Consider the following 26,347-nt stretch of genomic DNA (forward strand, 5'->3'; position numbering starts at 1 on the left):
TTTTAGTAAGCGTTTTTATTCACAAATCCTTTGAAAAAGGTCAGGAACAGAATTTTAAAATCAAGTCCCAGCGTCCAGTTTTCAATATAATACAGATCACAGTCAATACGCTTTCGGATGGAAGTGTCTCCCCGGTATCCATTCACCTGTGCCCACCCCGTAAGACCGGGACGCACCTGATGTTTTACCATATAACGCGGGATTTCCTCCCGGAATTTTTCCACAAAGAAAGGTCGCTCCGGCCGCGGTCCGACCAGGCTCATATCTCCTTTTAAGATGTTAAAGAGCTGTGGAAGCTCATCAATGCTGGTATGGCGCATGAATTTTCCAAATCCCGTCACACGCGGGTCATTCTTCACGGTCCATGCCTTCTTTTCTTTCTCCTCCGTCTGAACTTCCATCGAACGGAACTTGTACATTTCAAACGGTTTGTTGTGCAGTCCGACGCGTGTCTGACGGTAGATCAGCGGACCCGGTGAGGTCAGCTTGATCATGATGCAGGAAAACAGCATCACCGGTGAGAACAGAATGATCGCCACGAACGCGCCGAAAATATCCACAATCCGTTTCAGCATCGCGTTGAACGTGTTGGAAAGCGGCACATAGCGGATATTGATGACAGGAAGTCCCTGCAGGTCTTCTGTGTACGGCTTTGTCGGAATGATGTTGTGGTAATCCGGCACAAACTGGGTATGTACGCCGGATTTTTCACACATGGCAACGATCTCCTCCAGGCGGAAGTATTCGTTCAGGCCAAGGGTAATGGCAATTTCATCCAGTTTGTTTTCCGGCAGAATGACTGAAAGATTGTTGATTCTTCCAAGAACCTTGACACCGCGGTACATCGTTCCCGCTTTGACATGGTCATCGAGGATTCCGCGGACGAGATAGCCCCACTCCGGGTTTGCAATGATCCGGTCAATGTATTCCTCAGTCGCACGGCTGTAGCCGACCATCAGAATCTGCTTCTGGTTGCGGCCGTGTTTCCACATATTGCTTAAGATATAGTGGATCAGATTTCTTACGATCGTTTCCAGTGTCACATTCAGCACAAAGAAGATGCAGAGCATACCACGGGAAAAGTGAACCTGGCGCACCATGTAAAGGCTGGCCAGCCAGACCAGAAATCCAACCGTATTCGCTTTTAAGATATTGGCAAATTCCAGACGTCTTCCCTGAAAACGCTTGGATGCATAGAGATTGAATGCATAGTAAAGCAGCAGATAGCCGGGCACGATATAGAGCAGTGCCATCATATACGTCGCCGGCGGCAGAATTCCCCTCTCCGGATGATTATTCATAACGCCCAGCCGCACATAGCAGTACCAGGACAGTACGTAGGAAAGTGCGAGCACCAGGGCATCGATCAGAACGTGCATCCGGTCAAAATATTTCTGATTATCGTTGATCAAATTCGTTCACCTTATCTGTTTTTTTCGGGATTTAAAAATTCCCTACCCCTAACTATACAATAAGTTTCAAAAAAGAGCAATCATATTTTTCTAACATTCTTCTTATTTCCGTAAACTTTTTAACTTTTTCGTAATCTTTTGAAAGAATCCTTATACCCTCTCCAGAAATCTCCGGAACACATTGATAAAAAGCTCCCATTCGATGACAAAATACGTGCCGAGGCGCTTCCACTCAAAACGGATCTTTTTTGCTCTGTTTTCCGGCTTCCGGCAGATGAAAAAACCATTCTTGATTCCTGCCAGATATTCTTTTCCATATCCCTTCGATGCAAAAAAGACCAGTTTTGCCGAAAAACCGAGGATAAAGGCCGGCAGGTTAAGCAAAATCTGTAAAACCGGCATATTTTTATAGATCAGATAAATATTGTTCCTGGAAGAATAACGGATTTTAAAGAGGTTATACCGGGAGCCGCTCGTTCCGCTTCCGACGTGGTAAACCTTCGCGGACGGCTCATACCAGTTCTCGTAGCCCAAAAGCCGCGCACGATAGCCGATGTCGGTATCTTCCAGATAAGCGAAATGTTCTTCGTCAAAAAGTCCGGTCTTTTCCAGAAATTCCCGGCGGTAGATCGCTGCTCCGGCGCAGGCCGCAAAAATCCGGTCGGACGTTTCAAATTCACTGACCGGTTTTCCTTTTCCTCTTGCGAATGCCCATCCCAGCATATTATAGTAATTTCCCGCATCGTCGATTTTATCACGCTCCTGATAGGAAATCAGCTTTGCGCTGCATGCAAACGCATTCTTTCTTTTACAGATTCCCTCATAAAGGCGCTCGACAAAGTCCTGGAACACTTCGGTGTCGTTGTTTAAAAGGATCACATACGGCTCCTTCGACTGGCGGATGCCTTCGTTGACCGCACGGCTGAAGCCATAGTTATCATCGAGCTGGATGATTTTCGTCTCCGGGTAGTGTTCCCGCAGAAACGCACAGCTCTCATCCTGTGAACCATTGTCCACGAAATATGTGGTAAATTCCGTAAAGGTCTGCTTTGCAAGCGCTGCAAAGCACGTCTCCAGATACCGGTATCCATTATAATTTGGTATTACAACTGCTACTTTGTCCATGGTTTTACTCCCCTGCCGTCGGCACGCAGTCCATAGTTCCACGATGCCAGCGTTAAATTTGGATTGTAGCAGGGATCTCCTGCCTTTAACAGCCCAATCCAGCGGCTGCGCATAAATTCGATTTCCGACTGGAAGCGGCGCACCTTCTTCTCGTCATCCTCTGCTCCCCTAGATTTCGATTCATAATGGTACAGCTCCACGTGCGGATTGTATACGATTTTATAACCTGCTTTTCCAATGCGCAGGCACAGATCAACATCATTGAAAGCGACGGACAGTTCTTCTTCAAAGCCGCCGACCTCCTCAAAGACCTCTTTTTTCATCATCATGCACGCTGCTGTCACCGCACTCACATTCATCTGGAGCGATGCCTTATGCAGGTAGCCGCTTCTTCCGCGCGCCAGCCCTAAAAAGGCGTGGCCCGCAATGCCGCCGATACCGATGATGATACCCGCATGCTGCACCGTGTTGTCCGGGTAATACAGCTTCGCGCCGACCGCCCCGATCTGCGGTCTTTGCAGATTGGACACCATCTTTTCCATAAAATCGGGTGTGATAATTTCCATATCGTTATTGAGAAACAGGAGATACTCTCCCTTTGCCTCTTTGACGCCGAAATTATTGATCGCAGAATAGTTAAAGCCCTGTTTTGGATACTTCAGGACACGGATGCCCTGTGCTTCGAGTTCTTTGTAATAGGAAAACGTTGCTTCCTCAGTGCTGTTGTTCTCAATAATCAGAATCTCATAGGATGGATACATGCACTTCTTCTTAATGGATTCCAGACAGGTGCGTAACGTATCGGCCTGATCCTTGTTCGGGATCAGAATCGAAACCAGAGGCGTTCCCCGCAGTTTATAATCTACATCGTAGAAGCCATAATCCGAACGCAGTGTGACGGTTCCCTCTTCGCCACAGCGCGCAAGGTTTCCCTCAATTGCCTTTTTTCCGGCCTCATACGCGTACAGCTTGCTTGCCGGATTGTCTGCGGTGGAAGCGCTATGGACCCTCCAGTGATATAAAACTCTCGGAATGTGTACAATTTTTCCCGCCATTTCCGTGCAGCGGAAGATATAATCATAATCCTGCGCCCCATTGTATTCCGGACGAAGGCCGCCGGTTTTCTCCGCAATCTCCCGCCGTACAACGAAGAAATGGCAGATATAATTGTTTGACCGCAGCAGATCCAGATTGAAATCCGGTTTGAAATGCGGCTGGAAATACTCGGACAGATCGGTCCGTACCTTGTCCTCATCGGTATAAAAAGCATCGATGGACGGATCTTTTTCCAGACGGATGGCAATTTCAAAGAGTGCATCCGGCGCAAGCAGATCGTCGTGATCCATAAAACCGACGAAATTTCCCGCTGCTGCGGCAAGCGCTGCATTTGTATTCTCTGCAATGCCGATATTTTCCGGAATCGGAACGTTCTTTACGCGCGGATCTTTTCCGGTATACTCTTTCAGGATGCGCGCCATCGTCTCATCCTCCGGGCTGGCATTTCCGATCACCAGTTCCCAGTTTTCATAACTCTGTTTTTCCAGGGATTCGATCATCTGACGCAGAAAAATTTCCGGCGTACGGTAAGCCGGAACAACAACGCTGATCTTCGGACAATAAGAAAATTTATGATTTTTCTGACGCGCCAGGTCCTCCTCTTTTGCGCAGTACTGCTCCCGCCACGGTCCGTACGGAACCTCCTCCGGCTCCATCCTCTCCGAAAGACGGATCAGGAATTCCTTTGGGCCATAATGTTTCAGGTAACGCAGTCCCTTCTGTATGTTGTAAGGTTTCAATTTCCGTATAAAACGGAGCCATTTCATATCTGACACTTTTTTTAACTCCTTGGGGTTTTTGTTTTTCAGGTTTTTTGTTTTTTCCGTATGAACTCGTTCGCATTATACTCTATTTTACTGCATTTTGCAAATCCCGACTGAAAATATTAAGAAATTATGTGTTTCTTCCCTGCTCGCTTTATGTTATAATAATAAAAGTGTGTCTAATACATTTTAGAGAGATCCGCTGCCCGGACAGTCTTATGCAGCTGTACCCGCTGGATCAGAAGGAGTGAGTTATGATTAGAAAGAATTCTGCAGCCCGCACATTTTTATGCCTGTTGCTTGCTTTTGTTTTTGCCGCGTCCTGCCTCCCGCAGACGATTTTTGCCACAACCGATAAAAAAACAGTCACCACCTGGCCCGAAGGACCGGAAAACAATTCCGGCGCTGTCTGTTTACTCGATGCCGATACTGGTGCTGTTTTATACGATAAAAACATGGACGAGCAGCGCTATCCTGCCAGCATCACCAAGATTCTGACGGCTCTGCTGATCATTGAAAACAAGCAGATGACCGACACCGTTACCTTCGGCGAACATGCTGTCAGCGAATCCATTCCGGGAAATGCCCGCATCAACGTTCAGCTTGGCGAAACGATCACAGTGGAGGATGCTCTTCACGCGATTCTTCTTGCCTCGGCAAATGAGGTCTGCACACAGCTTGCCATCGACATTGCCGGAAGCGAGGAAGGTTTCGCCGCCATGATGAACGAACGCGCCGCTGCACTTGGTTGCACGAATACCCATTTTGTCAATGCAAACGGTCTGCCAGATCCGAACCACTACACCAGTGCACACGATATGGCACTCATTATGCAGGAGTGCATCAAAAACGAGACCTTCTGCCGCATCGAGTCCGATCTGACCTACACAATTCAGCCGACCAATATGACCTCGACACCGCGTGATCTTCAGAACCACCACGCATTGCTGTTCCAGGACGGTCAGTGGGGATACAAGGGTGCTTTCGCCGGAAAGACCGGTTATACCGATGAGGCACACAACACACTCGTTACCGCTGCCAAGCGAGGCAATATGACGCTGGTCTGCGTTGTTTTAACCTGTGATAACCTCGATTATATCAACGATACCCGTACCGTACTTGATTTCGGTTATGATAATTTTACACATTATACCCTGAAGAACGCAAAAAAGGAAAGTCTTTCCGGTGTGGTAACGCTTCCAAAGAATGCGAAAATTGAAACTGCAACCTACACCGATCCGGACGGCGCTTCCGTTGAGGAACCGTACACCCGCCAGTATTTTTTCGATGATCACTTCATCGGAACAGCCGAGGTTTCCGCTCCAGGTACTGTTTCCGACAGTTCTTCGGTTTCCTCCAATTCATCAGAAGAAACCGACAGCACAGATATTCCAACACCGGAAGAAACCAAGAAAATTTCTTTTCTCTCCACACTGCTCTATATTCTGCTTGGCCTGAACGGTGTCGCTTTTCTAATTCTGATCATTGTCGTGATCAACAACGCGAGAAAGAGACGGAAACGCAGAAACAGACGCCGCAATAACCGAAACAAACGGCACTGATCTTCTAATTTATAAGCAATCAGGACCTCCCGTCCAACGGGTGATCCTGATTCAAGAGTTCGACGGAAGTCGAACTTTCCTATAAGAAGTAAAGAATGGCATCGAAAACGCAACCGATTTCGATGCCATTTGGGTATAACGCAGAGCTACCGCCAGAAATATTTGCTAGTGCGACAGCCCTTTTTGTTGCTTATTTATTTTCCAAGATACTGTTCTAAAATCTGTGGTTCGATTCTTTTCCAGTTTCTTTCCTTTACCGTCTCTTCTGCTCCCGTATCCAGTTTTTTCCTCAGTTCCGCATCTGTCAGAATACGCTCAATCGCCGCTTTTGCCTCCGCGAGATTTCCCTGCGGATAGAGAATACAGTTTTCCCCATCTTTCAGGTATTCCAGATTGCCACCGTTCGGCACAGCAACGACGTAGCCGCCGGACGCCATCATCTCAAGCGGCGGATAGGAAAAGCTTTCCAGCAGGCTTGTTTTCAGCAGGATATCACACGCCGCATAGACTTCCGGTGTTTTTTCATATGGAACCCGGTGTAAAAAGCGGTCCACGCGGTACCAGGATTTCGGATTTCCATTGTAGGACATGTACCAGATCTCGAATTTTTCCAGATCCAGCTGTTCCACGATACGGAAGCTCTCGTCCACGTTTTTATGCTCCGCGCTGCAGTCTCCCTCGATCAGAATCCGAATTTTTCCCTGCAGATCCCGCCCCCGTTTCGGATAGAAGGACGGATCGATGCCGTTCGGAAGATAGGCTGCTTCGGTATGGTATTCCTCCCGCAGCCAGTTCTGACACCATTTGGAAATGGTTACGTACTCCATCGGGCTCCTCATCCGGTAAGTCGCCGAAGCTGCGATCCGGTACGGGCTTCCCGGCGGATAAAATCCAACTTCAAAATTCTGCACCAGATATTTTTTCTTTCGGATCTTGCTGGACTGTTCGACGAACTCTGCGGTATTCCACATCGTCGCTACCGCAAGATCCAGCGTTCCCTGCAGTTTCTCTCGCTCGGCCGACAGCACCGGAAAATGGAAATCACCCTCATGATACCACTCCACCTCCCCTTCCAGAGTAAAGAGGCTGACCTGCGCTCCTGCTTTTACCAGCATTTCCGCATGAAGAAGTGCAACGCGGATGCCTCCGCTGATCTCCATCGCTGGAAGCACAAAGGCACAGCGTAGATTCCAGTGGCGCTCCACCCACTCGCAAATCCCGGTGGCATGAAAGATTGTGACACACTCGCGGCTGCACCGGCCATATGCCCGTCCGGCAATGGCTTTTCGTGCCGGTTCGTCGTCGATCAGCCACTGCAGTTTTTCCAACCACTCCGCTTCGTCTCGGCAGAGTACGCCGTCTTCTCCATCCTGTACCATCTCAGCAAAAGCGCCGAGATTGCTGGCTGCTGTCACAGTCTGCACCAGAGCCGCTTCCACCCATTTATTTTCCGATTTCGCACGGTTAAAAATCGTATCGGTAAGCGGAGCCAAGTTGATATCCACCGACGCAATCCGCTCCGGCAGTTTTTGGTAATCGACAAAGCCCTCCATCTGGATCTGGGAAGCAAACAGTTTCAGCTCCACCGGGAGTTCCAGAATTCCCACGATGAGGAGTTCCAGGTTCGGATTTTTGCCAAGCAACTGTTTCAGCACCGGAACGATCATCTCGATGTCGTCCAGATGCGTCGCACTGCCGCTGAAATAGCCAAGGCGTACTTTTTTCGCCGTTCCATCTGCTTCGTTCTTTTTCTGTTTTTCTTTTAACACCGCCTCGGACAGTAGCAGCATCTCATCTGACGCACAGTTGCGGTTGATCAGCACCTCCGGTACGTACTGCTTCAGTTCTTCTGCCAGCGCCGCTGTCGTCGTAACCGCCGCATCGCAGAGGGAAAGCAGCTCGCCCATGTTTCGGACATTCTGATCGTATGCCTGCCGTTCTTCCGGCTGCATCCGGTCGAGAAACGGAATCTGATCGGTGTATTTCGTATCGATCACAAGATCATCCACATCGTACCACAGAGGCTTGTTCATCTGCTTTGCCATTGTGGCAAATTCCCGCAGGGTGTCCGTCATCGGGCAGCGGAAAATCACGAACGCGCCGTAGCAACGTACCATCCAGGGCTTCAGCTCCTGAAAATAAACCGTATCACACGTATATCCGCCTGCCTCCAGCTGCTCCATCTGATGCACCACGCGGTACCGGTGTGGATGCGGCAGCTGTTCATTGCAGCCACTGATAAAGAGAATATCCCGGTAGACCCGGGATTTTTCTCTCTGAAACTCTTTTTCTTTTTTTGCCCGCGCAAGGTACCCTTTCGTACGCCCAGCCAGACCGCCGATTCCTTCTTCTGCAACAGCTTTTTTTAATTTTGCTGTCAGCACTGAAATTTTTTCCAAACGTTTCACCGCTTTCTTTCTCTGTTCCGCTTACCGCAATCCGTAGTAGTTCTGCAAGTACATCGGATAGATGATTCTCGCCCAAGTAAATGCCGCTAATGCCGCTGCCGCCACACAGACCAGAATACAGAACAATTTTTCATACTTCTGTAGTTTTTTCTCCCGTTTCAGGAACGCCTGCACACCCTTCGTCACGAAATACATCAGCGGAATCAGCATCGGCATGCTGTATCGTCCCTGCGGCTGAAAATCAGAACTGTAGGAGTAATACGCATTCAGATAATTCGGGATCAGCAGGGCAAACACATTGGCCCAGGTAAACCATCCCAGTTTACTCCATTTTCTCTTCGTTTTTCCGGTAAGAGCCGTCTGCGTGCCGTCTGCATTCCAGAAGAAAAAGTCTCTCTGGCAACAGTTCCGCATCAGAATGAGACCGACAAGAAGACAGCAGAGGTACGGAACAATAATCATCGTGGAAAGATAAATCTTATTGTAGCCAAACGCGCCGACAAAGCTGTACAGCACTGTTACCAGCCAGTCATGTTCCAGAAAACTCGGCTTATAGAAGATCATATGCAACATGGAGCCTCCTTTTTTCTGGAAGGTCTTGCTGTGCGACGGCTTGTACTGGTATCTTGCATACAGTTCCGCGCTTGCGCTCGATGCCTGGCGTCCCAGAAAATCTCCTCCATAGAGAATAGCATTTCGAATAAACCACCACAGAGCAATGACACAGACGATCACCAAAATAAAAAGACCTTTTTGGATCATTTCTTTCCATCGTTCTTTGACCGGTTTCGACTGGTCCGTCAGCATCGTTCCCACAAAGTAGAAAAACGTCATCAGAATAAATCCATACGCATTGTAATACGACAAGAAACAGATTCCCATTCCAACGGCCGATACCGCACACGTGGTCCAGCTCCATCCCTCTTTGTACGCCTTTACCCAGGAATAAAAGATAATGGCCGTCGAACACATTGCAAGCGCGTCGCAGTTGACATAGGAATATAAAATCACATTGCCCGGCAGGAAAACCACCAGAGTCGTAAACATCCATGCGTAGCGTCTTGGAAACAACAGCTTTGCCGTCTTTAAGACCACCCAGGCAGTAAGCGCTCCCAGCAGAACATTTACAAAACGGGCGGAAATGAGCAGCATCCACTCATCCGTGGAAAACAGGCTCATCCCCTTCATCAAAACTGCAGATGCCATATAGGAGAGAATCGGATTGAATGCATAGGAAATCCCCCAATCCTCATTCCGAATCAGCGGTTCGTCACCCCGCGGAAGCTTCCCATATTCATAAATGAACTGTGGAATCTGATACCGCATTGATTCATCCGACGAGAAATTGTATCGCTGCGTACAGGACCACAAAAAGTAAAACAGGAATACGCCGAATACAAACAGAATCTCGATTCTGCGTTCTCTGCTCACATCCTTACTGCAGTTTTTTCTCATCTTCCTCAATTCCTTTTAGCATACTTGCGTAAACTTTTTCGGCTTCTTTGTACCAGGAGGTTCCCTTTACGAAATCCATTCCCTTTTTGCGGATTGTAGCCAGCTCATCCGGGTGGTTGAAGTAATATTCCATTCTATCTGCGATCTGGATCGGATCATAGTCAACCAGAATGGAGTTTTCCTCATTTACCATCCAACTGCTGTTTGCACCCTTGGAGCAGACAGCGACCGAGTTGCAGGCCATAACCTCGAACGGTACGAGGGAAAGGTTGGTATTCGAAATAACAAGGCACATATCACAGATCGCATAGGAATCTGCCAGCACCTGCGGTGTTACGATACCTAAATTTCTGTGTTTGAACGGAATCTCATAGCCGCTGACATCCCATCCCGCGAAAACAACCTCGATCTCCGGCATTCTGCGGCACAGCTCATTGAGTGCCAGCATACCGAGCTCAAAATCACGTCTCGGGGTAACCGGGCGGGCATAGAAGAAAACTCTCTTCTCGTTGTCCTGCTTTTCCTTCGGCTGATATACCTTGTCATCGTAGGAGAAATGGAAGCTGTCTGCCTGCATGCCGTATTCATTTCTCATGATATCCCGCAGCCAGTCTCCTGCTGTGATTCCTCGGAATCCCATCTTGTACGTGTTCTCTGCAAACTCATACTCCGAACCGTGTGCATAGAAATGCGGCTCGAAATCCTGTACGAAGTAAAACTTCGAAATCGTATTCTGGAATTTTCTTACGTAGTAAGCGGTGGTCCAGGAGGTTGCTACGGTTGCATGTGCAAATTTCATCTGGGATACATCGCAGTAAACTTCTACTTCCGGCACAAGAAGCGGGAAGTACTCTTTTAGGAATTTGCGGATGGACGCATTATCCTGAAAATTCGGGGACATGTAGAGATAAACTCTACTGTGGAAACCGAGGCGCTCCAGGTTGGAAATAAAACGGAAAATGGTGGTATGACCGCCGGAACCAGGTCCCATTTCCGGTACAACCCAATTCAGGATCTTTTTCTTGTCGTTTTTATGTTTCTCATACTCTTTTTGATTGAACGGGATCGGATCGTTGTCTACGACAAATCTGTAAAATCCGATGACGTTGTTCTTCGGCGGTACAGCCGGCTCATTGCCCTGTTTTGCGCGCTCAATCGTTTCTTTTAATCCATGATTCTTCAGATACCGTAACGCACGGTATGCTACATTTGGTTTTTTCACGTTTCTTTTTCCTTTCTTCTATGCATGTCTCTGATCGTACTGCTGCGAAATGTGACGATCCAGGAACTGTTGTTTCCGTTTGGAATACAGATGGTATTTTCCGCCGAGATAGCCGCCCACAAAGCGGTCAAAATTGCGAAACAGGGAATAAAATGCCCAGTGGATTTTCTCTTTTTTACTGAGCGGCTGCTGACGGATATACACGCAGTCCCCTCTCACCTGACGGTACAGCATGCCCGGAAGCTGCGTCCATTTCTGTGCAATCATATACTGATGAACTTCATATAATCCCTTCTGCTCATCATAATACCGTTTGAAATACGTTCTGAGTTTGAAATTGTGGGAATGATATACCGGTGCATACGGGCAGTATACTTTTTTGAATCCGAGTTCAATCATCTTTCTCGCCCAGATCTGATCCTCGGCAAAGTTGACATCCTCATACGGATATTTTTCAAAAATATCTCTTCGGATACAGGAGTTATTGTCGGAGAAAAACGCCAGATAATGACGATATCCTTCTTCTCTTTCGTAGCGTTCCGGATCATCAAGGTGGAAAATCGTATTAGTTTCTCCAAATCCTTTAAAATGGCCGTCCAGATCACGCTTGTCAAGCAGATTGCAGTCCGGATACGGATAATGAATCCCGAATCCTCCCACGATTTCCGGGTCCATCTTCATGGCATCAATGAAATTCTGCAGCCAGGTATCGGTCGCTGGAAGCGCATCCTGCGTAATAAAGATGATATACGTTCCGTTTCCTTTGGAAGCACCATAGTTTCTCGTTTTTCCATGTCCAAATTCGGACGGCTCAATCTGAAACAAACGGCATGGATATTTGCGGATCACATCGAGAGTTCCGTCCTTTGACCCGGAATCCACGCAAATTACTTCATATTCATACTCTGTCTTCTGTTTGAAAACGGCATCCAGCACTTTTTCAAACAGATGCCCACCATTTTTGGTAGGAATGACAATGGATACATCCATAGTTATTTACTCCTTTTTATCACATGCTGCACTTTATCTGCCATACGCACAACCTTACGCTGGCGCATCCGCTCCAGCTCTTCCTCCAGAAACTGCTTCTGTTTTCTCGTTTCCTGGAGTTCTTCTTCCCTGTGTGCAAGTGCCGCTTTTTCTGCTTCGATTTCTGCCTGCAGCTGGCCTTTCCGATAAATCTCCCCGTTCAGTTCATCCCTCAGATCTTTATTCTGACGGATATATTGAATAAACTGGGACGTAACGCCATCGCCTTTGTAGTAAATCCGGTAATCAATCCGGATCTGTTCATAACCGGCATTCCGGAATTTCAGAACCGGCGTTCCAAGGAAATAATAGTCGTCGATAATCTCAAGCTCGGCGTTGTGCGAAAAAGCGATACGTTCCGTCTTTCCATCGCTGCATACGCCCGCGAGAGAACGGATTTTAATGACAGCCCCCTCCTGCATCAGCTGAAGGGAAAGCTCTCCGTCCGCGTCTGCCTTTTCAAGCATCATCACCTTCTGCTCATCCAAGCCGAAGCAGTCCTCATAATAGAGTTCTCTCTCCTCCGGTGCTGTTTCGGTGAGCACAACCGGGTACATCATTTTTTCTTTTTCCCAGATAGAAAGCGGATAATTGTGCCGGTGCAGTTTTCCATAGAACGTGGCGAGCGCATTTGGCTCACCCTTTCCGGCCGCGAATTCCTGGAAGCACTCTTCCATATGGTAGTATACCGGAATCTCTTCCATGGAAATACCGCCAATGGCGTACAGTTCTTCCTGCTCTTCCTTCGTCAGTGCACTCGCCGCCTCCTGTAAAAAGACGCTCCGCGCATAGATAAATGCAATCGGTACGGCAAACGGGAATACCCACTCGTAGTCTGCCACCCAGACCTTTTCTCCATCCAGAAGAAGGTTGCCCGGAATCATGTCAATATTGGAAATCTCCGCTGCGGCAAGTCCTTCTTTCAATGCCGGATGGCCGAACACCTCACAGAACGCATCGGTTTCCACAAAGGATTTCTGCCCTTTTGCCGATGCAATGATCTGATACAGCAGTTCATAATCCTTTTTCAGCGATGCAAAATCTTTTTCTTTTCCATGACGGGAAATGCGCGTTTCCAAACTTTCCCCTTCTACAAAAGGAAATGCAAGCGCGCATTTTTCTTCATCCAGTTCGCATGGGCAGATCTGTACGCCCGCATAGGTGTACAGATGCTCCAGCTTTCTATAGTTTTCATACATATGCCGGATGTGGAGTTCTCCCTCTTTCTGCAGCGGAAGCTTCCACACACGCCGGATCCCATCCTCTTCTGTAATCCGGGTCATAATCTGAAATTCGTTCCGACGTTCTCTCGAAAATTTCGTATACAGAACTTTCCTCATACGTTTACTCCTTTTTCTCCACTTCAATCAGAAAGGAATTGGAAAAAACCGGAAACAGACCGGACTTCAGGATTCCGTCAAATGCTTTGCCTTCGTCAAAAAGTGTGATCCTGTCAGCATCAAAATTCCGCTGATTTTTTCTCAATTCACCCGGCTTCGGCAGATATTCATCCGAATAAATGACCGCCGGAAATTTGTAATCCGGATAGGGATAATAAAACTTGAACTTCGAAAAACCGTTTTCCTGCAGCATCTGCTCCAGCTCCGGTTTGCTGAATGTCTCGACAAAATCGATCCCCGGATATCCTTCAATTCCGACAAATTCCCGGCCCACATGGTCTTCCCTGCAGCCGGCAAAATACTTCAGTCCCAGACGGTTCTCAATCGCAATCAGGATTTTTCCGCCCGGTTTTAAGAGACGATTGATCTTTTCCAGATATTCCGGATACGGATTATCCTTTCCAATATAGCTTTTTGCATACTCCAGAACACCGATCAGTGTCACGTAATCGAAGCGTTCTTCCATTTTTTCTGCAACAACATTAAAGTTTCCAACCATAATCTCCAGGTTGGACGCATCCTGATTTTTGTAGGCATTGATCGTACTGCGCCGCTTCGACAGATCGTTTGCCACTACCCGCTTTGCATTTCTGCAGAGCACGCCGGAAATGGCTCCGCAGCCGGCTCCGACTTCAAATACGGAAGCATCGTCTTTCCACTCATACCAGTCCAGAATATTTTCCCGTTCTGGAGAAAGGTGATAAAAAATCGGCCAGCTTTTTTCTGTGAGGATTACCTTCTGGTAATCCTCTTTCGGCGTCGTCTTGACGATCTCCAGCAGCCGGTCCTCAATGCTGCCGTCGCTGTAAGCATCTTCGCCGTCATAATAATCCAGGTTCAAAAGAACATTTCCTATTGTTTCTTTCATATAACCCCCGTCGTTTATCCTCCGCATCCTACTCGTAGGTCACGGTAGAGTTCATATCAAAAAATCCTACGGTGTCTTTCATGGAGAAGACTTCCAGGAAGCAAGCATCGTACAGTCTGTGGTGGATCACCAGCTCTTCCAGATGGTAGCTGGTACATCCAAACGACATCAGATACTGTCCGCTCTGCAGCGGCATGATCTGGTCAAAGCATACCGTGACGGTCTTTCCTGCTTCCACCACGTCTTTTGTGTAATCCTCCAGCGCCGTATTCGTTCCGGTAATCTCCGTTCCCTTCCGGTCTTTGATCGAAAAGGCAAAAATCGGATGCTCCATCGTTTCATGGAACTTGATTTTCATCTTGATGCGGAATCTCTGGTTTTTATCCACAGAAGATGTAATCATACCTTTGTGGTCGATAATCGCAAAGTCCACGATCTCCGCAGCCTTGTCTCCATACTCTACCAGCTGCGCATTCGCAATCAGGCGTTCTCTCCAGAGGCCTTTTTTCGGCTTTTCTGCCGATACGGCACCGGATGCATCTGCTTCGGTTCTCTCTTCGGTCTGTTCTGCACTCTCTTCGGTCTCTTCCTCTTCTTTTGTCTCGTCATCGTACTGGTTGGCAAGAATCTTCTTGTAGACATCGACTGCCTCCGACGATTTTCCAACCATCACCTGTTTTCCTTTGTTAATCAGAAGACATCTCTCACAGTACTTGATGACGCTGCCCATATCGTGGGAAACGAAAAGGATCGTTTTTCCTGCTTCTTTCAGATCGTTAAATTTCCGGTAACACTTGGACTGGAAGAAAATGTCTCCGACGCTTAAGGCCTCATCGACAATCAGAATATCCGGATCCACATTGATCGCAACCGCGAAGGCAAGGCGGGCAAACATACCGCTGGAATACGTCTTAACCGGCTGATTGATAAAGTCACCGATCTCTGCAAACGCAATGATATCGTCGAGCTTTGCCTTCATCTCCTCCTCGGTATAGCCAAGCATCGTTCCGTTCAGGAAAATGTTCTCAATACCGGTATACTCCATGTTAAAGCCTGCACCCAGTTCCAGAATGGCACTGACTCTTCCCTTTAACTCCACGTTTCCGCTCGTCGGGTTTAAGACACCTGTGACGATTTTCAGCAGTGTGGATTTTCCGGAACCGTTCGTTCCAATGATACCGACACACTCGCCCTTATGCACCTCAAGTGAGATATCCTCCAGCGCAAAATGATCGGTGTGATAGTTTTTATGTGTCAGTGAAAGCGATTCTTTCAGACGGTCCATCGGCTTTTCAAACAGCTTGTAGACCTTGCTGACATGGTTAATTGAAATTACTGTTTCTGTATTTTCTGTGCTCATTCCATCCTCCTATAATACATCTGAGAAATGAACCCGGAGGCGCTTGAACACTTTGGAACTGATTAGTCCTGCCATAAGCACAAAAGCCCAGAAGTAAAGGGTGTGCCATGGATGCTCGAAGAACCAGAGTCCATTCATAAAGCTGTCACGATATCCCTGGACAATATAGTACAGAGGATTCAGCTTCAGAAGGCTGTTCAGCCAGTTCGGAATATTCGGAATTGTTGTGGTATCCCACAGAATCGGGGTTGCCCACATGCCGACATTCAGAATTACATTGATAATCTGGCCGAAATCGCGGAAAAACGGTGTGATGGAACAGGTCAGATAGGAAAGTACAACGACGAGACAGATCACCGCAAAGGTATAGTACCCGATCTGGATAATCTGAACCGGCGGAAGTTTTCCCATCAGTGCAAAAATCAAAATAGCAAACACAATAAAGAACAGATGTACAAACAGGGAAGAAATCACCTTCACAATTGGAAGCACACTGATCTTAAATACAACCTTCTTTACCAGGTAACTGTATTCCAGCAGACAATTTGACGCACTTGGCAGTGCATCAGAAAAGAAGAACCACGGAATAATACCGGAAACCAGCCAGCAGATATACGGATATCCAGTGGCAGCTGGCTGTACACGCAGTCCGAGCTGAAACACGACAAAATAAACAGCAACCGTCACCATCGGCTGAATGAATGCCCATACGATGCCAAAATACGCTCCGGCAAATTTGTTGCGGAAATCATTTTTCGACAGTTTCCAGATCAGTTTCCGGTTCTGATAAAGTTCTTTGAATACGTTCATAAATGTTTTTTACTCCTTATTTCTTTAAATCCTTAATTCCGCCCCATTTATGATCTTTTTCCGAAATAATCAGATCTTCTTTTGTCATTCCTTCCGGCATCGGCCACTCCACGCCGATCTCCGGATCGTCAAAGTACAGACCGCCCTCATCGTTTGGATGATAGAAATCGGTACATTTATAAGCAAACTCTGCATAATCAGAGAGTACGATAAATCCATGTGCAAAGTTCTTCGGAATAAAGAACTGTTTCTTATTTTCTGCCGAAAGCAGGACGCCGAACCATTTTCCGTAGGTTTTGGATCCCTCGCGAAGGTCAACCGCAACATCGAATACTTCTCCGTTTACCACGCGTACCAGTTTGTCCTGCGGGTAATTGATCTGGAAGTGAAGTCCACGCAGGACACCTTTTTTGGATGCAGACTGGTTATCCTGTACGAACTGGACATCAATGCCGGCTTCTTTAAAATCATTGTAATTGTATGTCTCCATAAAATATCCGCGCTCATCGCCGAATACGGTCGGGGTAATTACTTTTAATCCTTCAATTTCACAAGATTCTACTTTAATTTTTCCCATTTTTCTTTCCTTTCTCTTCTCCACAAAAATGTGAACAGATCTTTTTTTGACCTCTTTTGTGTCTACAATCTTTGCTATTATACCATTCTTTTCTGAGAAACTCAAGAACCCATTTTCACGCCCGCCCCGCCGCTTTTTATGTAAATTCCCGGATTTTCATTTTCCACTCGTATTTTTTAAGAAAATACTATTTTTTTCGTAAAGTTTCTGTTATAATATCGTAAGTTCCCAGTTATATTTTATACCTAACGCTACCTGTTTGTTACCTATTATAAAACACTAAAGAAAACTGGAGGTTATTTACTGTGTCTCGCAAAAAAGTACAGCATGTTGGAAAGATACTTTTTTCCATTCTTTCCGTTCTGTTAGGATTCCTTGGGATCCTTCTTTTTACGTCTTCCCGCTGGATGCTCGCGACCTGGGCGCATCTTGATATGGAAGAACTTGTTTATCACTTAAAGGCACCCCTTGAGGGTACCAGCAAGGATGTGCTCTGGAGTTACGTCTGGTCCTGCGGCATGATCTCTTTTGCCGTTCTTGCTATTCTGATCGCGCTTTTTATTATCCTGCGCCATCGGAAGAAAGTGGAAATCATTCTCGGTTGCATCTGCATTGCCCTGGGAATCGCTCTTTCTTCCTATTCTCTTTATAATGTCTGGACGACGCTGGATATCGATACTTACCTGCACATTCAGAACAGCTACAGCACTTTGATCGAAGATAATTACGTCAATCCGTCCCAGACAACGATTACATTCCCGGAAAAGAAACGGAATCTGATCTATATTTATCTGGAATCAATGGAAAGCACCTATTCTGATAAAAAAGACGGCGGTGCTTACGACCACAATTTTATTCCCGCCCTGACTAATCTTGCCCTGGACAATATCAATTTTTCCAACTCCGACAAGCTGGGCGGCGCTTATCCGACAACCGGAACCACCTGGACCATGGGCGGTCTCTTTGCACAGACTTCCGGTCTTCCGCTGAAGCTTTCGATTCAAGGCAATGAGATGGCTTATCAGGACAGCTTTTTTCCGCAGCTTTCAACACTTGGCGACGTTCTCAATGAAGCCGGCTACAAACAGTACTTTATGATGGGTTCCGATGCCGCATTCGGCGGACGGAAGAATTACTTCACTTCGCACGGTGATTATGAAATTGACGATTACTACTGGGCGATCAGCGAGGGACTGATCCCGGAAGGCTACTACCAGTGGTGGGGCTATGAAGATGCCAAACTGTTTGAGTATGCAAAAGATAAACTGACGGAGATTTCCAAGAATGACGAACCGTTCAACTTCAGTATGCTGACTGTTGCCACCCACTTCGAGGACGGCTACAAATGTGACGAGTGTGATGAAAAGCAGTACGGAGATGACCACTACGGTATGGTGATTGACTGCTCCAGTTCCCGTGTCAGTGAGTTTATAGACTGGATCAAGGAACAGCCTTTTTATGAAAACACGACTATAATTCTTTCCGGTGATCATCTGACCATGGACTCTGATTTTTGTGAAAACATCGATGAAGATTATCAACGTTCTACTTATAACGCTATTTTAAATTCACCCATTCTTCCGGTTCATGAAAAAAATCGGATTTTCACCACGATGGATATGTTCCCAACTACTCTCGCAAGCCTTGGAGCTGTCATTGACGGTGACCGTCTTGGACTTGGTACGAATCTTTTTTCAGACAAGCCTACACTTGCCGAAGAACTTGGCTTCGATGAACTGAATCGCCAGCTCTCTATGGGCTCCCGATTCTTCGATGAACTTGATGCTGATCTTACCCCCGTCTGGGTCGGCGATGGCGAATATCAGAAATTTTATATTAAGGAAGAAGATCGATTTGCCAATAACGAATGGGTAACTTACAATCCACATCAGCTCTGGGCTGACGGTAAGCAGTCTTATTTTATTGATAAGGACGGCCACGCGGTTTCCGGCTGGCAAAAGCTTGAGGATGGGAAATGGTATCATTTTTCCGAGTCGGATTACCATCTCATCGAGGGTCCTTGCGATACAAATCCTGAATTGGAAGAGGAAACACCCGACTCCACTTCGGTAAGTGACATTTCCTCCGCTTCTTCTTTTACAGAAAACGATTTGGATTCCACAGTCGAAAGTTCTTCTTCTGGAATAGATGAGGACGATTTCTCTGAAAATGAGGATAATTCCAAAACCATCAGACATCTAGGCTCTTCTGCGGAAGATGATCCTCACGACCTGTCTCCTATCGATTATCAATAAAAATTTGATAACGATTCAGATCTATGCAATATAAAATAAAATCCCGCAGAAAAAGTTTTCATTTCTTTTTCTGCGGGATTTTTATTTTGCAAAATATTTAAAGCAGTATACGCTTAACTATTGTCTTACGTACAAAAATATGTTTTTTTCCATTTTTTTCACCTGTGTAAGGATCCACTGGATCAGTAAGGCAACAAAAATCGCTGCTAATAAATACAGAATTTTTGTCTGTTCTACGTCCTTCGGCATATAATAAAATGGAGCAAAATACAGAATTCTGACCACTGTCAGCCACCAGCTGGTGCGATATTCCATAATCGCCAAAAAATTGCCGCCCATTCCAATAAGTACTGCCCCTGCAAAAAATATCCATTCCGGTATCTGCCATCCTTTTCGCTTAAAAAATGCCCGAATCATACAATTTAATATTTCTACCATAAACAAGGGCACAATATACCAGCCGGCCATATTAAGGACAAACTGATGCCCATCGTTTAAAGGTGAAATCAGAATATTGTGCAAATTAAATTTTCCACCGATTTGAAAGCCCCACCGATGTAATAACCTGACAAGCAGCCCATACGCAATCGTATACCCATACATTGGAAGTATCAGGGTACGAAGCTTTTTACAGACATATCTCCCCGGTCGTTTCAGTGCTGCATCTTTAAAAAAATATCCTGAACAAAAAGTAAACAGCGCCAGATGGATTCCCTCATACGGAAACCATTGCGCAAAGTCCAAAGAAATTCCACCACCATCACAATGTCCCGCAACAACCATCAGAATCGCCACAGCATATAATATCTTAAAACGATAATCTATTTTTTTCTTATTCATAATCAAAAGCCGTTCGTTTGTTGTACGCAGACCCCCTATTTCAAAGGACAAGGACTGCTTAGCTGATATCGCTTTCTTTCCATCATCGGAACGTTTTACGGCAATGTATACACCAGTACTCCCAGGATAATAATCAGATTCCCAATCAGCTTTCCTTTTGATACCTTTTCTTTCAAAACGCCAAAGGAAAGCAGCAGGACAAAGACGTACGTAAAGGTATCCAACACCGGACCGTATTTCAAATCTACCTGTGTGTAGGCATACGTATTTAAAAGAAGTACACTGCCAAAAATCAGATACGCCACAATCACGCGCCAGTTCAGATACTCGCGAAGTGCAGATGCATGCTCCTCGTTGGCGCTTTGTTTCAGCAGAATCTGTGATACTGCTGAAAACATTGTACAGATCAGCATTAAAATCATATATTTATTCATATCGCTGCACCACCATAACTCCCACCAGCACAATCAGAAGGCCGATGATATTTTTTACCGTCAGATTTTCATGGAAAATGATCACGGCCCAGATCTGGGACCAGATCAGATAGACGCTGCGGTTTGCATATGCGGTTGACAAAGAGAATTTTTTGATTACCTTCTGCCATGCAATAGCGTAAATGCCACAGTTTGCAACCATCAGAAATAAAAATACATATAATAGAGGATTTTTGATTCCTCCCCGGTTCAGCTGAACCGACGCTGCTTTCGAGAACACACTCGTCAGAGAAAACAGCAGGATATTCAGGTGCAGCTGAATATAATCTTTTGCCTTATTCAAAAACAAGTCCTCCTTCTTACTTTTCTTCCACGCGGAAAATGATATGCCCTTCTACTTCTCTTACCGGGATGCACCCCGCTGTTTCCACATAGGATACTGCCGCTGAACTGCTCGAAAGTACAATATACTCTGCATTCATTTCCCTAAGACTTCTGTAAAATTCTTTCTGATCCAGCGACAGATCCATCTGTGTGATAATCTGAAGGATCTTTGTTTCGTCTTCAATTTCCTGCTCGGTCAGTGCATCGGTTGATACCGTATTGGAGCCCTGATAGGTCAGAACCATATCGCGGTCCAGAACCAGTTCAAACGAAGCATCATACTGCCGCACGATCAGGTTGAAATCCGGTTCAAAGACAACTCTTACGGTTCCCTCTCCCGCTTCTTCGTGCAGCACCGTACAGACGGCCAGAAGATCATCTGGCATCTTGTACTGGTTATCCGGCAGCTTCGGCAGTCCGCCAGCCAGTACGGAATTTCCGCCAAAACAGATGACCGCTGCCAGCGCAGCCGCGGTCAGATACCGTCTCCAGCCTTTTTTCTGCCCGCCCACAACTTTCGTGCAGGCATATCCGATGGTCAGTACCATCGGCAGAATCCAGAAAAACCGGTAATAGACATTGACCATTCCAAGTTTTCCCAGGATATATTTCACCGCAAATGGATTGTATACCGTAAAGGCCAGAAAAACAGCGGTTGTTACGAACACATACCGCTCTTCCTTTTTTCCTTTTAAAGCGAGATACAGCACCGACAGCAGAAACAGCGTCAGTACGGTTGTGTTTCCTCCAAACGTCACAAAGACCTGTCTCACAAAATCGAGGCCGCTCTCATTCAGATTTATTCCGCCCACATTTTCTCCTTTCTACCGCACAACCGGAATCTGCAGGATACCGCGCACACCAAGGAGATAGACCCCAAGCACCAGCACACACGGCAGCACAGCAAGCAGATAGAGCCCGCTCTGTCCCCAGCGTTTTTTCCGCACAAGATTCGGCAGAATCACAGCACTCATGGCCACCGGTACAGTCATCATGGATGACATCGTAAGGTCAATCGCAGCGACGCCTGTCATGAAAAACAGCAGCCAGACTCTCTTTCCGTTTTTCTCCTGATACATGCGCAGGCCAAGATAAAACAGAAACGGGAGGATGATATTGCACAATACGGCCTTTCCCTCGTATCCCCTCGTCAGCAGGAACGACGCATTCGAAAAGATCGTATGAAAATTCAGATTCACAACACTAATAAAGCACAGGAGCACCCATACCATCTGTTTTTCTTTTAACAGCGCCTTTCCGATCTGTGCATAGACGAGATAACTTAAAACTACCGTCATCATACAGAGAATCACCTTCGTCACTACGAGCGGATGAAGGCCCGTTAAACGGCACAGTACTGCATTTGCTGCCGGATACATGCTGAACACATAACGGATGTTAAAAAAATCCAGTGCTTTTCCTGTATATGGGTCAAAGCTGCTGATGGAATCTGTCGCAAGGTTCGTTGTCACACTTCCCACATAATACGCTGCATCCGCACTGCCGTTTTCCTGCAGTGCAGCAACAAAATACAGCTGGATTCCAATCAGCACCAGCATCACATAAAAAGCCGCCGTCTTTCCTCTCCAGAAACCGCCGCTTCTTTTTCCCCACTCTCTCCACATTCCCAGATGAAGACAGATGGAAGCAATTACAAGGACAGCCACAACAGCAGCCCATACCCATGCGAGCAGATGCAGCTTTGCACCGAGCACCATCATCGGCACAGAAATCAGTTCAAATAAGAAGTAATATGCAATAAAGCCAAACAGCACAGTTTCACCCAGATGTCCGCTCTCATACCTGTTTTCTCTGATAAAAAAAGAACCCAGGCAGCAGAACACTGCGAGCATTCCCAGAAACAGTGCCGGCATTTTTAATAAGGTAATCATGTTTGGTTCCTTTCTTTTCCTTACATTCCCAATCCCACTCATTCTAACATGATGCCCTGTCTGCGTCAAGTAATCGAAATTCTAATAAACATTGACTTTTCCCTGAAATTTTGTATAATTGTGATGTTGAGCGCTTATTTTCCACCCGGCTGTTTTACTTTTTGTTTTAATGATATATGTTACGAAAGGAGCCATTGATATGCCTTTTTCCCGGCATACCCGCAGATCCGTGTTTTCCATCGGCGCGGCATCCCTTGCCGCTGCTTTTCTTTTTCTCACCCCGAAAAACACACATGCGGCTGATACTACAGCAAAAATTCACATTCTGACACTCGGCAGCGGCTCCAATGCCATCGTTCTGGAAAGTGTAGACGATAATGGCCAGAAAATTTTCGGCATGGTAGACTCCGGCGAGGACTGGGATTACCCTGACGGATCTGATCCGCGTTATCCGCTGCGCAGCGGCATCACAACGTCGACCGGCTACGACGATGAGGTACTCTCCTACCTGGACTCCCTCGGTGTCACCTCCGATAATCTGCAGTTTTATGTTGCAACACATCCGCACAGCGACCATATTGGAACCGGCGATACCATCGTGCGGCTGTATTCCCCCGACCGGGTTTATCTGCTCCCGTATGATGACAGTTATATCTATAATACTGCGCGTCTCTGGGACAATCTTTATGTCTACGACCAGCTTCTTACTGCTGTAGAAGAGACTGAAGGTGTGACCCTGATCCAGCATCTGAATCCCGGTGCCGCCTCCGCAGAAGAAGGATCTCCTGATTTTGCTTTTGGAAATTTCCAGATCCAGATTGTCAACTACGAAGAAGATTATCTCACAAGTCCAAAAGAGGACGCCAACCAGTTCTGTCTTGGTGTAATTGCCTCCGCAAACGACCACCGCGCTTTTCTGACGAGCGATATCGACGACGTCGAGGGCGATGCCAGCCGGATTGTTTCGAACTACGGGCTGTACAGCATTGATCTGATGACTTCCAATCATCACGGATATCCGAATGCTGTCGATGCAGACTATCTTGCTGCCGTCAACCCGGAATATTTTATCCAGACCGGTGACTTCCGTATTATGGATAACGATACCGTCGAGACCCTGACCTCTCTGGGGCTGCGCGTATTTTCCACGACAGAATATTCCGGCGATCTTCCGGCAGTCATTGCTGACTTTTCCGGTTCCGCGGTCACTTCCAACGTGGATGATACCTATGAAATTTACCGCGGCCGTTCTTCCAAGCTCGTTGCTTATCATGACGGCATCCCGTACAGCGGATTTTTCACCCGCGGCGGACAGAAATATTATGCAGACAGCAGCCATCTTCTCGTATGCTCCACTTCCTGGCGCGACACAGAAACGGGCATCGAATATACCTCCGATGAAAACGGCGTGATCACAAACGAACGCCACGTCATCGGCTGGGTAAAACGGGATGGAAAATGGTATTACTACAACGATGATGAAACACCGTATACCGGCTGGCTCACCCTCGACCACAAAACGTATTACCTCGGCGCGGACGGCGTTATGGCAACAGGCTGGCTTCTGCTTGATGGAGATTACTATTATTTTTCCGGCAGCGGTGAGATGCAGACCGGATGGCAGTTTATCAGCAACAACTGGTACTATCTCGCCAAGGATACCGGTATTATGTATTCGTCCGGATGGCACGCTGATCCGGAGACCAAAACGATGTACTATTTTTACACATGGGGAGGTGCCGCACGCAATACGACACTTACCTTAAACGGTTACCGCGTCAAATTTCTTTCCTGGGGCGGTATTTCCGGCAGCACCTGGCTGTACCATGACGGTGCCTGGTATTATGTACAGAAATATTCCTGCGTAACCAATGGCTGGTATCAGATCGATGGCGCCTGGTATTTTATGAATGCGGACGGTTCCCTGAAGCAGAACGAAAGTTTCCTGTATGACAACAATCTCTACTTTGTAAATAAGAGCGGAAAAATGTATCAGAACCAGTGGCTGAAATGGGATGGAAACTATTATTATCTCAGAAGCTGGGGCGGTGCCGCACACGAAGGCTGGCTGCTGCTTCAGAATAAATACTATTATATTAATGAGGACTGTACACGGAAAACGGATGAAGCCTTTACGTATGATAACAATCTTTATTTTGTTGATGAAAACGGCGTCATGCCGGCAAACCAATGGGTGATCCGGGAAGGTGTCTGGTACTTTACCTACAGCTGGGGCGGTGCGAGAAAATCGCAGTGGTTCTATTATAAAAACAACTGGTATTACTTCAACGATGATGCTTCCATGCAGACCGGCTGGGCAGAAATTGACGGAAAAACATATTATTTCCAGAGCTGGGGCGGATGCGTCACCGGGACGAAAAAAATTGACGGAACAACGTATGTGTTTGATAAAAACGGTGTTCTGCTTTCCGAAAAAGAAAGCTAGAAAAATCCATATAAAAATGCGGCAGAAACGAAAATCTCATTCGTTTCTGCCGCATTTTTTATAAATTTCTTTTCCGGAACAGTGCACGAACGCACTGCCGGTAAATTCCGGTTCCCAGAAACAGGGTCAGATAGGCGATTTTCCGCCCATTCGTGAAGTGATCGCCTTCCAGTACCAGAAGCGGATGCTTTTTAAGCTCTTTTGCCAGCCTCTTCGCAAGCGCCTTTTTCTCCGCGTCCATGGTTTCCAACAGCATCAGCTTGTCCAGCACGAAAAACCGCGCCCAGCAGCAGCGCACACCTGCTTCTTTTTTCAGCGCCGGGTGGCGTTCTTCCACGACATTCTGATTATGATCCCATACTTCCACCGAACCCAGATCTGACCAGCGAAAACCGCTTGTCGTGAGGCTTTCGCGCCGGTGCACATAATAGTATTTCTGTGCTGTGGAAAAGGCCACCTTCCGGCAGTGCTCCATTAACGGAACGATGACGTATGCATCCTCGGCGATTGTTTTCTCCGGATAGACAACGCCCTCGAAAATCTCTCTCCGATACAGCTTGCCCCACGGCATCACGCCGAACACGCGCGCCTTCATCACCTGGCGCAGTCCCTCCTCGCTGTCGGTCACAGATTCGATTCCCTCCTGTTTCAGATCCGGCACCGGCCTTCCTTCATAGAGATCGTATCCGCGGCAGATACTCATTTCGGCATCATATTTTTCCGCCAGACGATACAGTGTTTCCAGAAGATCCTCCGCTGCGAAATCGTCGCTGTCCACAAACGTGATATAACGCCCCTCTGCAAGCGCAACGCCCGCATTCCGCGCCGAACTGACGCCGCCGTTCTCTTTTTGGTGATAACGGATCCGCGCATCCTGTTCTGCGTATGTCCGGCAGATTTCACTGCTCTTGTCGGTGCTTCCATCATCTACAAGAAGCAGCTCCCAGTCCGTAAAAGACTGGGAGAGAATGGAATCCACACATTTTTTTAAAAATTTTTCTGCCTGATACACCGGGGTAATGATTGAAATTTCCGGCATTGTTTTATC

The 26,347-nt window shown here is 46.9% G+C and carries 21 protein-coding genes; 3 read left to right on the forward strand and 18 right to left on the reverse strand.

The window, feature by feature from the left end; translation table 11 throughout:
- Positions 1 to 2: 2 nt before the first annotated feature.
- The 3 genes from DXD02_RS04725 to DXD02_RS04735 all read right to left on the reverse strand — a co-directional run bounded on the left by DXD02_RS04725 (position 3) and on the right by DXD02_RS04735 (position 4,360).
- Entirely contained in the window at positions 3 to 1,412 is a 1,410-nt protein-coding gene (locus tag DXD02_RS04725; protein WP_117509226.1) for an undecaprenyl-phosphate glucose phosphotransferase, read from the reverse strand.
- 150 nt (positions 1,413 to 1,562) lie between these two features.
- Positions 1,563 to 2,537 carry a glycosyltransferase family 2 protein gene (locus DXD02_RS04730; protein ID WP_118666456.1) on the reverse strand — a complete coding sequence of 325 codons (975 nt, stop codon included), beginning with the start codon at positions 2,535 to 2,537 and terminating at the stop codon, positions 1,563 to 1,565.
- Entirely contained in the window at positions 2,525 to 4,360 is a 1,836-nt protein-coding gene (locus tag DXD02_RS04735; RefSeq protein ID WP_055265472.1) for a glycosyltransferase family 2 protein, read from the reverse strand. Before DXD02_RS04735 ends, DXD02_RS04730 begins: the two co-directional genes overlap by 13 nt.
- Before the next feature lie 251 nt (positions 4,361 to 4,611).
- Between DXD02_RS04735 and DXD02_RS04740 the strand changes: the two genes are divergently transcribed.
- Complete coding sequence (locus DXD02_RS04740; RefSeq protein WP_118595181.1) at positions 4,612 to 5,919, forward strand: D-alanyl-D-alanine carboxypeptidase family protein; 1,308 nt, start codon at positions 4,612 to 4,614, stop codon at positions 5,917 to 5,919.
- A 194-nt stretch (positions 5,920 to 6,113) separates the two neighbouring features.
- Here the strand turns inward: DXD02_RS04740 and DXD02_RS04745 are convergent, their stop codons facing one another.
- The 9 genes from DXD02_RS04745 to rfbC are packed head-to-tail and all read right to left on the reverse strand — an operon-like array spanning position 6,114 to position 17,048.
- A complete protein-coding gene (locus tag DXD02_RS04745) occupies positions 6,114 to 8,318 on the reverse strand; it encodes a glycosyltransferase (RefSeq protein ID WP_118666457.1) in 2,205 nt (734 codons plus the stop codon).
- 30 nt (positions 8,319 to 8,348) lie between these two features.
- Positions 8,349 to 9,782 (reverse strand): ArnT family glycosyltransferase, encoded by a 1,434-nt coding sequence (locus DXD02_RS04750; RefSeq protein ID WP_117509230.1) that lies wholly within the window; start codon positions 9,780 to 9,782, stop codon positions 8,349 to 8,351.
- Positions 9,763 to 11,004 (reverse strand): rhamnosyltransferase WsaF family glycosyltransferase, encoded by a 1,242-nt coding sequence (locus tag DXD02_RS04755; protein WP_227093573.1) that lies wholly within the window; start codon positions 11,002 to 11,004, stop codon positions 9,763 to 9,765. The genes DXD02_RS04750 and DXD02_RS04755 overlap by 20 nt, the downstream gene beginning before the upstream one ends.
- Before the next feature lie 18 nt (positions 11,005 to 11,022).
- A complete protein-coding gene (locus DXD02_RS04760; RefSeq protein WP_022462975.1) occupies positions 11,023 to 11,994 on the reverse strand; it encodes a glycosyltransferase family 2 protein in 972 nt (323 codons plus the stop codon).
- 2 nt (positions 11,995 to 11,996) lie between these two features.
- Entirely contained in the window at positions 11,997 to 13,373 is a 1,377-nt protein-coding gene (locus DXD02_RS04765) for a hypothetical protein (RefSeq protein ID WP_117804383.1), read from the reverse strand.
- A gap of 4 nt (positions 13,374 to 13,377) precedes the next feature.
- Positions 13,378 to 14,301 (reverse strand): class I SAM-dependent methyltransferase, encoded by a 924-nt coding sequence (locus DXD02_RS04770; protein WP_055227563.1) that lies wholly within the window; start codon positions 14,299 to 14,301, stop codon positions 13,378 to 13,380.
- A 28-nt stretch (positions 14,302 to 14,329) separates the two neighbouring features.
- The gene (locus DXD02_RS04775; protein ID WP_117801715.1) at positions 14,330 to 15,661 is read right to left on the reverse strand and encodes an ABC transporter ATP-binding protein; all 1,332 of its coding nucleotides are present in this window, start codon (positions 15,659 to 15,661) and stop codon (positions 14,330 to 14,332) included.
- 9 nt (positions 15,662 to 15,670) lie between these two features.
- A complete protein-coding gene (locus tag DXD02_RS04780) occupies positions 15,671 to 16,471 on the reverse strand; it encodes an ABC transporter permease (RefSeq protein ID WP_055227566.1) in 801 nt (266 codons plus the stop codon).
- A gap of 16 nt (positions 16,472 to 16,487) precedes the next feature.
- Positions 16,488 to 17,048, reverse strand: a complete 561-nt coding sequence (gene rfbC / locus DXD02_RS04785; protein ID WP_022462980.1) for a dTDP-4-dehydrorhamnose 3,5-epimerase — start codon at positions 17,046 to 17,048, stop codon at positions 16,488 to 16,490.
- 305 nt (positions 17,049 to 17,353) lie between these two features.
- On the opposite strand from rfbC, the gene DXD02_RS04790 reads away from it, so the two are divergent.
- Positions 17,354 to 19,303 (forward strand): sulfatase-like hydrolase/transferase, encoded by a 1,950-nt coding sequence (locus tag DXD02_RS04790; RefSeq protein ID WP_070103202.1) that lies wholly within the window; start codon positions 17,354 to 17,356, stop codon positions 19,301 to 19,303.
- Between the two features lie 117 nt (positions 19,304 to 19,420).
- Here DXD02_RS04790 and DXD02_RS04795 read toward each other — a convergent pair whose 3' ends face one another.
- The 5 genes from DXD02_RS04795 to DXD02_RS04815 form a co-directional block, all read right to left on the reverse strand.
- Positions 19,421 to 20,143, reverse strand: a complete 723-nt coding sequence (locus DXD02_RS04795) for a hypothetical protein (RefSeq protein ID WP_118666458.1) — start codon at positions 20,141 to 20,143, stop codon at positions 19,421 to 19,423.
- 95 nt (positions 20,144 to 20,238) lie between these two features.
- Positions 20,239 to 20,577, reverse strand: coding sequence for an EamA family transporter (locus DXD02_RS04800; protein WP_022462983.1), 339 nt, complete (start codon positions 20,575 to 20,577; stop codon positions 20,239 to 20,241).
- Positions 20,570 to 20,920, reverse strand: a complete 351-nt coding sequence (locus DXD02_RS04805; protein ID WP_022462984.1) for an EamA family transporter — start codon at positions 20,918 to 20,920, stop codon at positions 20,570 to 20,572. Before DXD02_RS04805 ends, DXD02_RS04800 begins: the two co-directional genes overlap by 8 nt.
- 16 nt (positions 20,921 to 20,936) lie before the next feature.
- A complete protein-coding gene (locus DXD02_RS04810) occupies positions 20,937 to 21,773 on the reverse strand; it encodes a hypothetical protein (RefSeq protein ID WP_055227571.1) in 837 nt (278 codons plus the stop codon).
- A gap of 12 nt (positions 21,774 to 21,785) precedes the next feature.
- Complete coding sequence (locus DXD02_RS04815) at positions 21,786 to 22,853, reverse strand: DUF6077 domain-containing protein (RefSeq protein WP_022462986.1); 1,068 nt, start codon at positions 22,851 to 22,853, stop codon at positions 21,786 to 21,788.
- Between the two features lie 199 nt (positions 22,854 to 23,052).
- Between DXD02_RS04815 and DXD02_RS04820 the strand changes: the two genes are divergently transcribed.
- Entirely contained in the window at positions 23,053 to 25,299 is a 2,247-nt protein-coding gene (locus tag DXD02_RS04820) for a hypothetical protein (protein WP_158580104.1), read from the forward strand.
- A gap of 58 nt (positions 25,300 to 25,357) precedes the next feature.
- On the opposite strand, the gene DXD02_RS04825 is transcribed toward DXD02_RS04820, so the two are convergent.
- Positions 25,358 to 26,338 (reverse strand): glycosyltransferase family 2 protein, encoded by a 981-nt coding sequence (locus tag DXD02_RS04825; RefSeq protein ID WP_055219419.1) that lies wholly within the window; start codon positions 26,336 to 26,338, stop codon positions 25,358 to 25,360.
- Positions 26,339 to 26,347 lie beyond the last annotated feature (9 nt).

Origin of the sequence: Blautia sp. TF10-30 (assembly GCF_003481245.1) — a bacterium.
Classification (GTDB): Bacteria; Bacillota; Clostridia; order Lachnospirales; family Lachnospiraceae; genus Fusicatenibacter; species Fusicatenibacter saccharivorans.

Bases quoted from the DNA above. Each gene is read 5' to 3' on its own strand.
- DXD02_RS04730 (WP_118666456.1), bottom strand. From the start codon at position 2,537: ATGGACAAAGTAGCAGTTGTAATACCAAATTATAATGGATACCGGTAT.
- DXD02_RS04735 (WP_055265472.1), bottom strand. From the start codon at position 4,360: ATGAAATGGCTCCGTTTTATACGGAAATTGAAACCTTACAACATACAG.
- DXD02_RS04740 (WP_118595181.1), top strand. From the start codon at position 4,612: ATGATTAGAAAGAATTCTGCAGCCCGCACATTTTTATGCCTGTTGCTT.
- DXD02_RS04750 (WP_117509230.1), bottom strand. From the start codon at position 9,782: ATGAGAAAAAACTGCAGTAAGGATGTGAGCAGAGAACGCAGAATCGAG.
- DXD02_RS04760 (WP_022462975.1), bottom strand. From the start codon at position 11,994: ATGGATGTATCCATTGTCATTCCTACCAAAAATGGTGGGCATCTGTTT.
- DXD02_RS04765 (WP_117804383.1), bottom strand. From the start codon at position 13,373: ATGAGGAAAGTTCTGTATACGAAATTTTCGAGAGAACGTCGGAACGAA.
- DXD02_RS04770 (WP_055227563.1), bottom strand. From the start codon at position 14,301: ATGAAAGAAACAATAGGAAATGTTCTTTTGAACCTGGATTATTATGAC.
- DXD02_RS04775 (WP_117801715.1), bottom strand. From the start codon at position 15,661: ATGAGCACAGAAAATACAGAAACAGTAATTTCAATTAACCATGTCAGC.
- DXD02_RS04780 (WP_055227566.1), bottom strand. From the start codon at position 16,471: ATGAACGTATTCAAAGAACTTTATCAGAACCGGAAACTGATCTGGAAA.
- rfbC (WP_022462980.1), bottom strand. From the start codon at position 17,048: ATGGGAAAAATTAAAGTAGAATCTTGTGAAATTGAAGGATTAAAAGTA.
- DXD02_RS04795 (WP_118666458.1), bottom strand. From the start codon at position 20,143: ATGAATAAGAAAAAAATAGATTATCGTTTTAAGATATTATATGCTGTG.
- DXD02_RS04800 (WP_022462983.1), bottom strand. From the start codon at position 20,577: ATGAATAAATATATGATTTTAATGCTGATCTGTACAATGTTTTCAGCA.
- DXD02_RS04815 (WP_022462986.1), bottom strand. From the start codon at position 22,853: ATGATTACCTTATTAAAAATGCCGGCACTGTTTCTGGGAATGCTCGCA.
- DXD02_RS04820 (WP_158580104.1), top strand. From the start codon at position 23,053: ATGCCTTTTTCCCGGCATACCCGCAGATCCGTGTTTTCCATCGGCGCG.
- DXD02_RS04825 (WP_055219419.1), bottom strand. From the start codon at position 26,338: ATGCCGGAAATTTCAATCATTACCCCGGTGTATCAGGCAGAAAAATTT.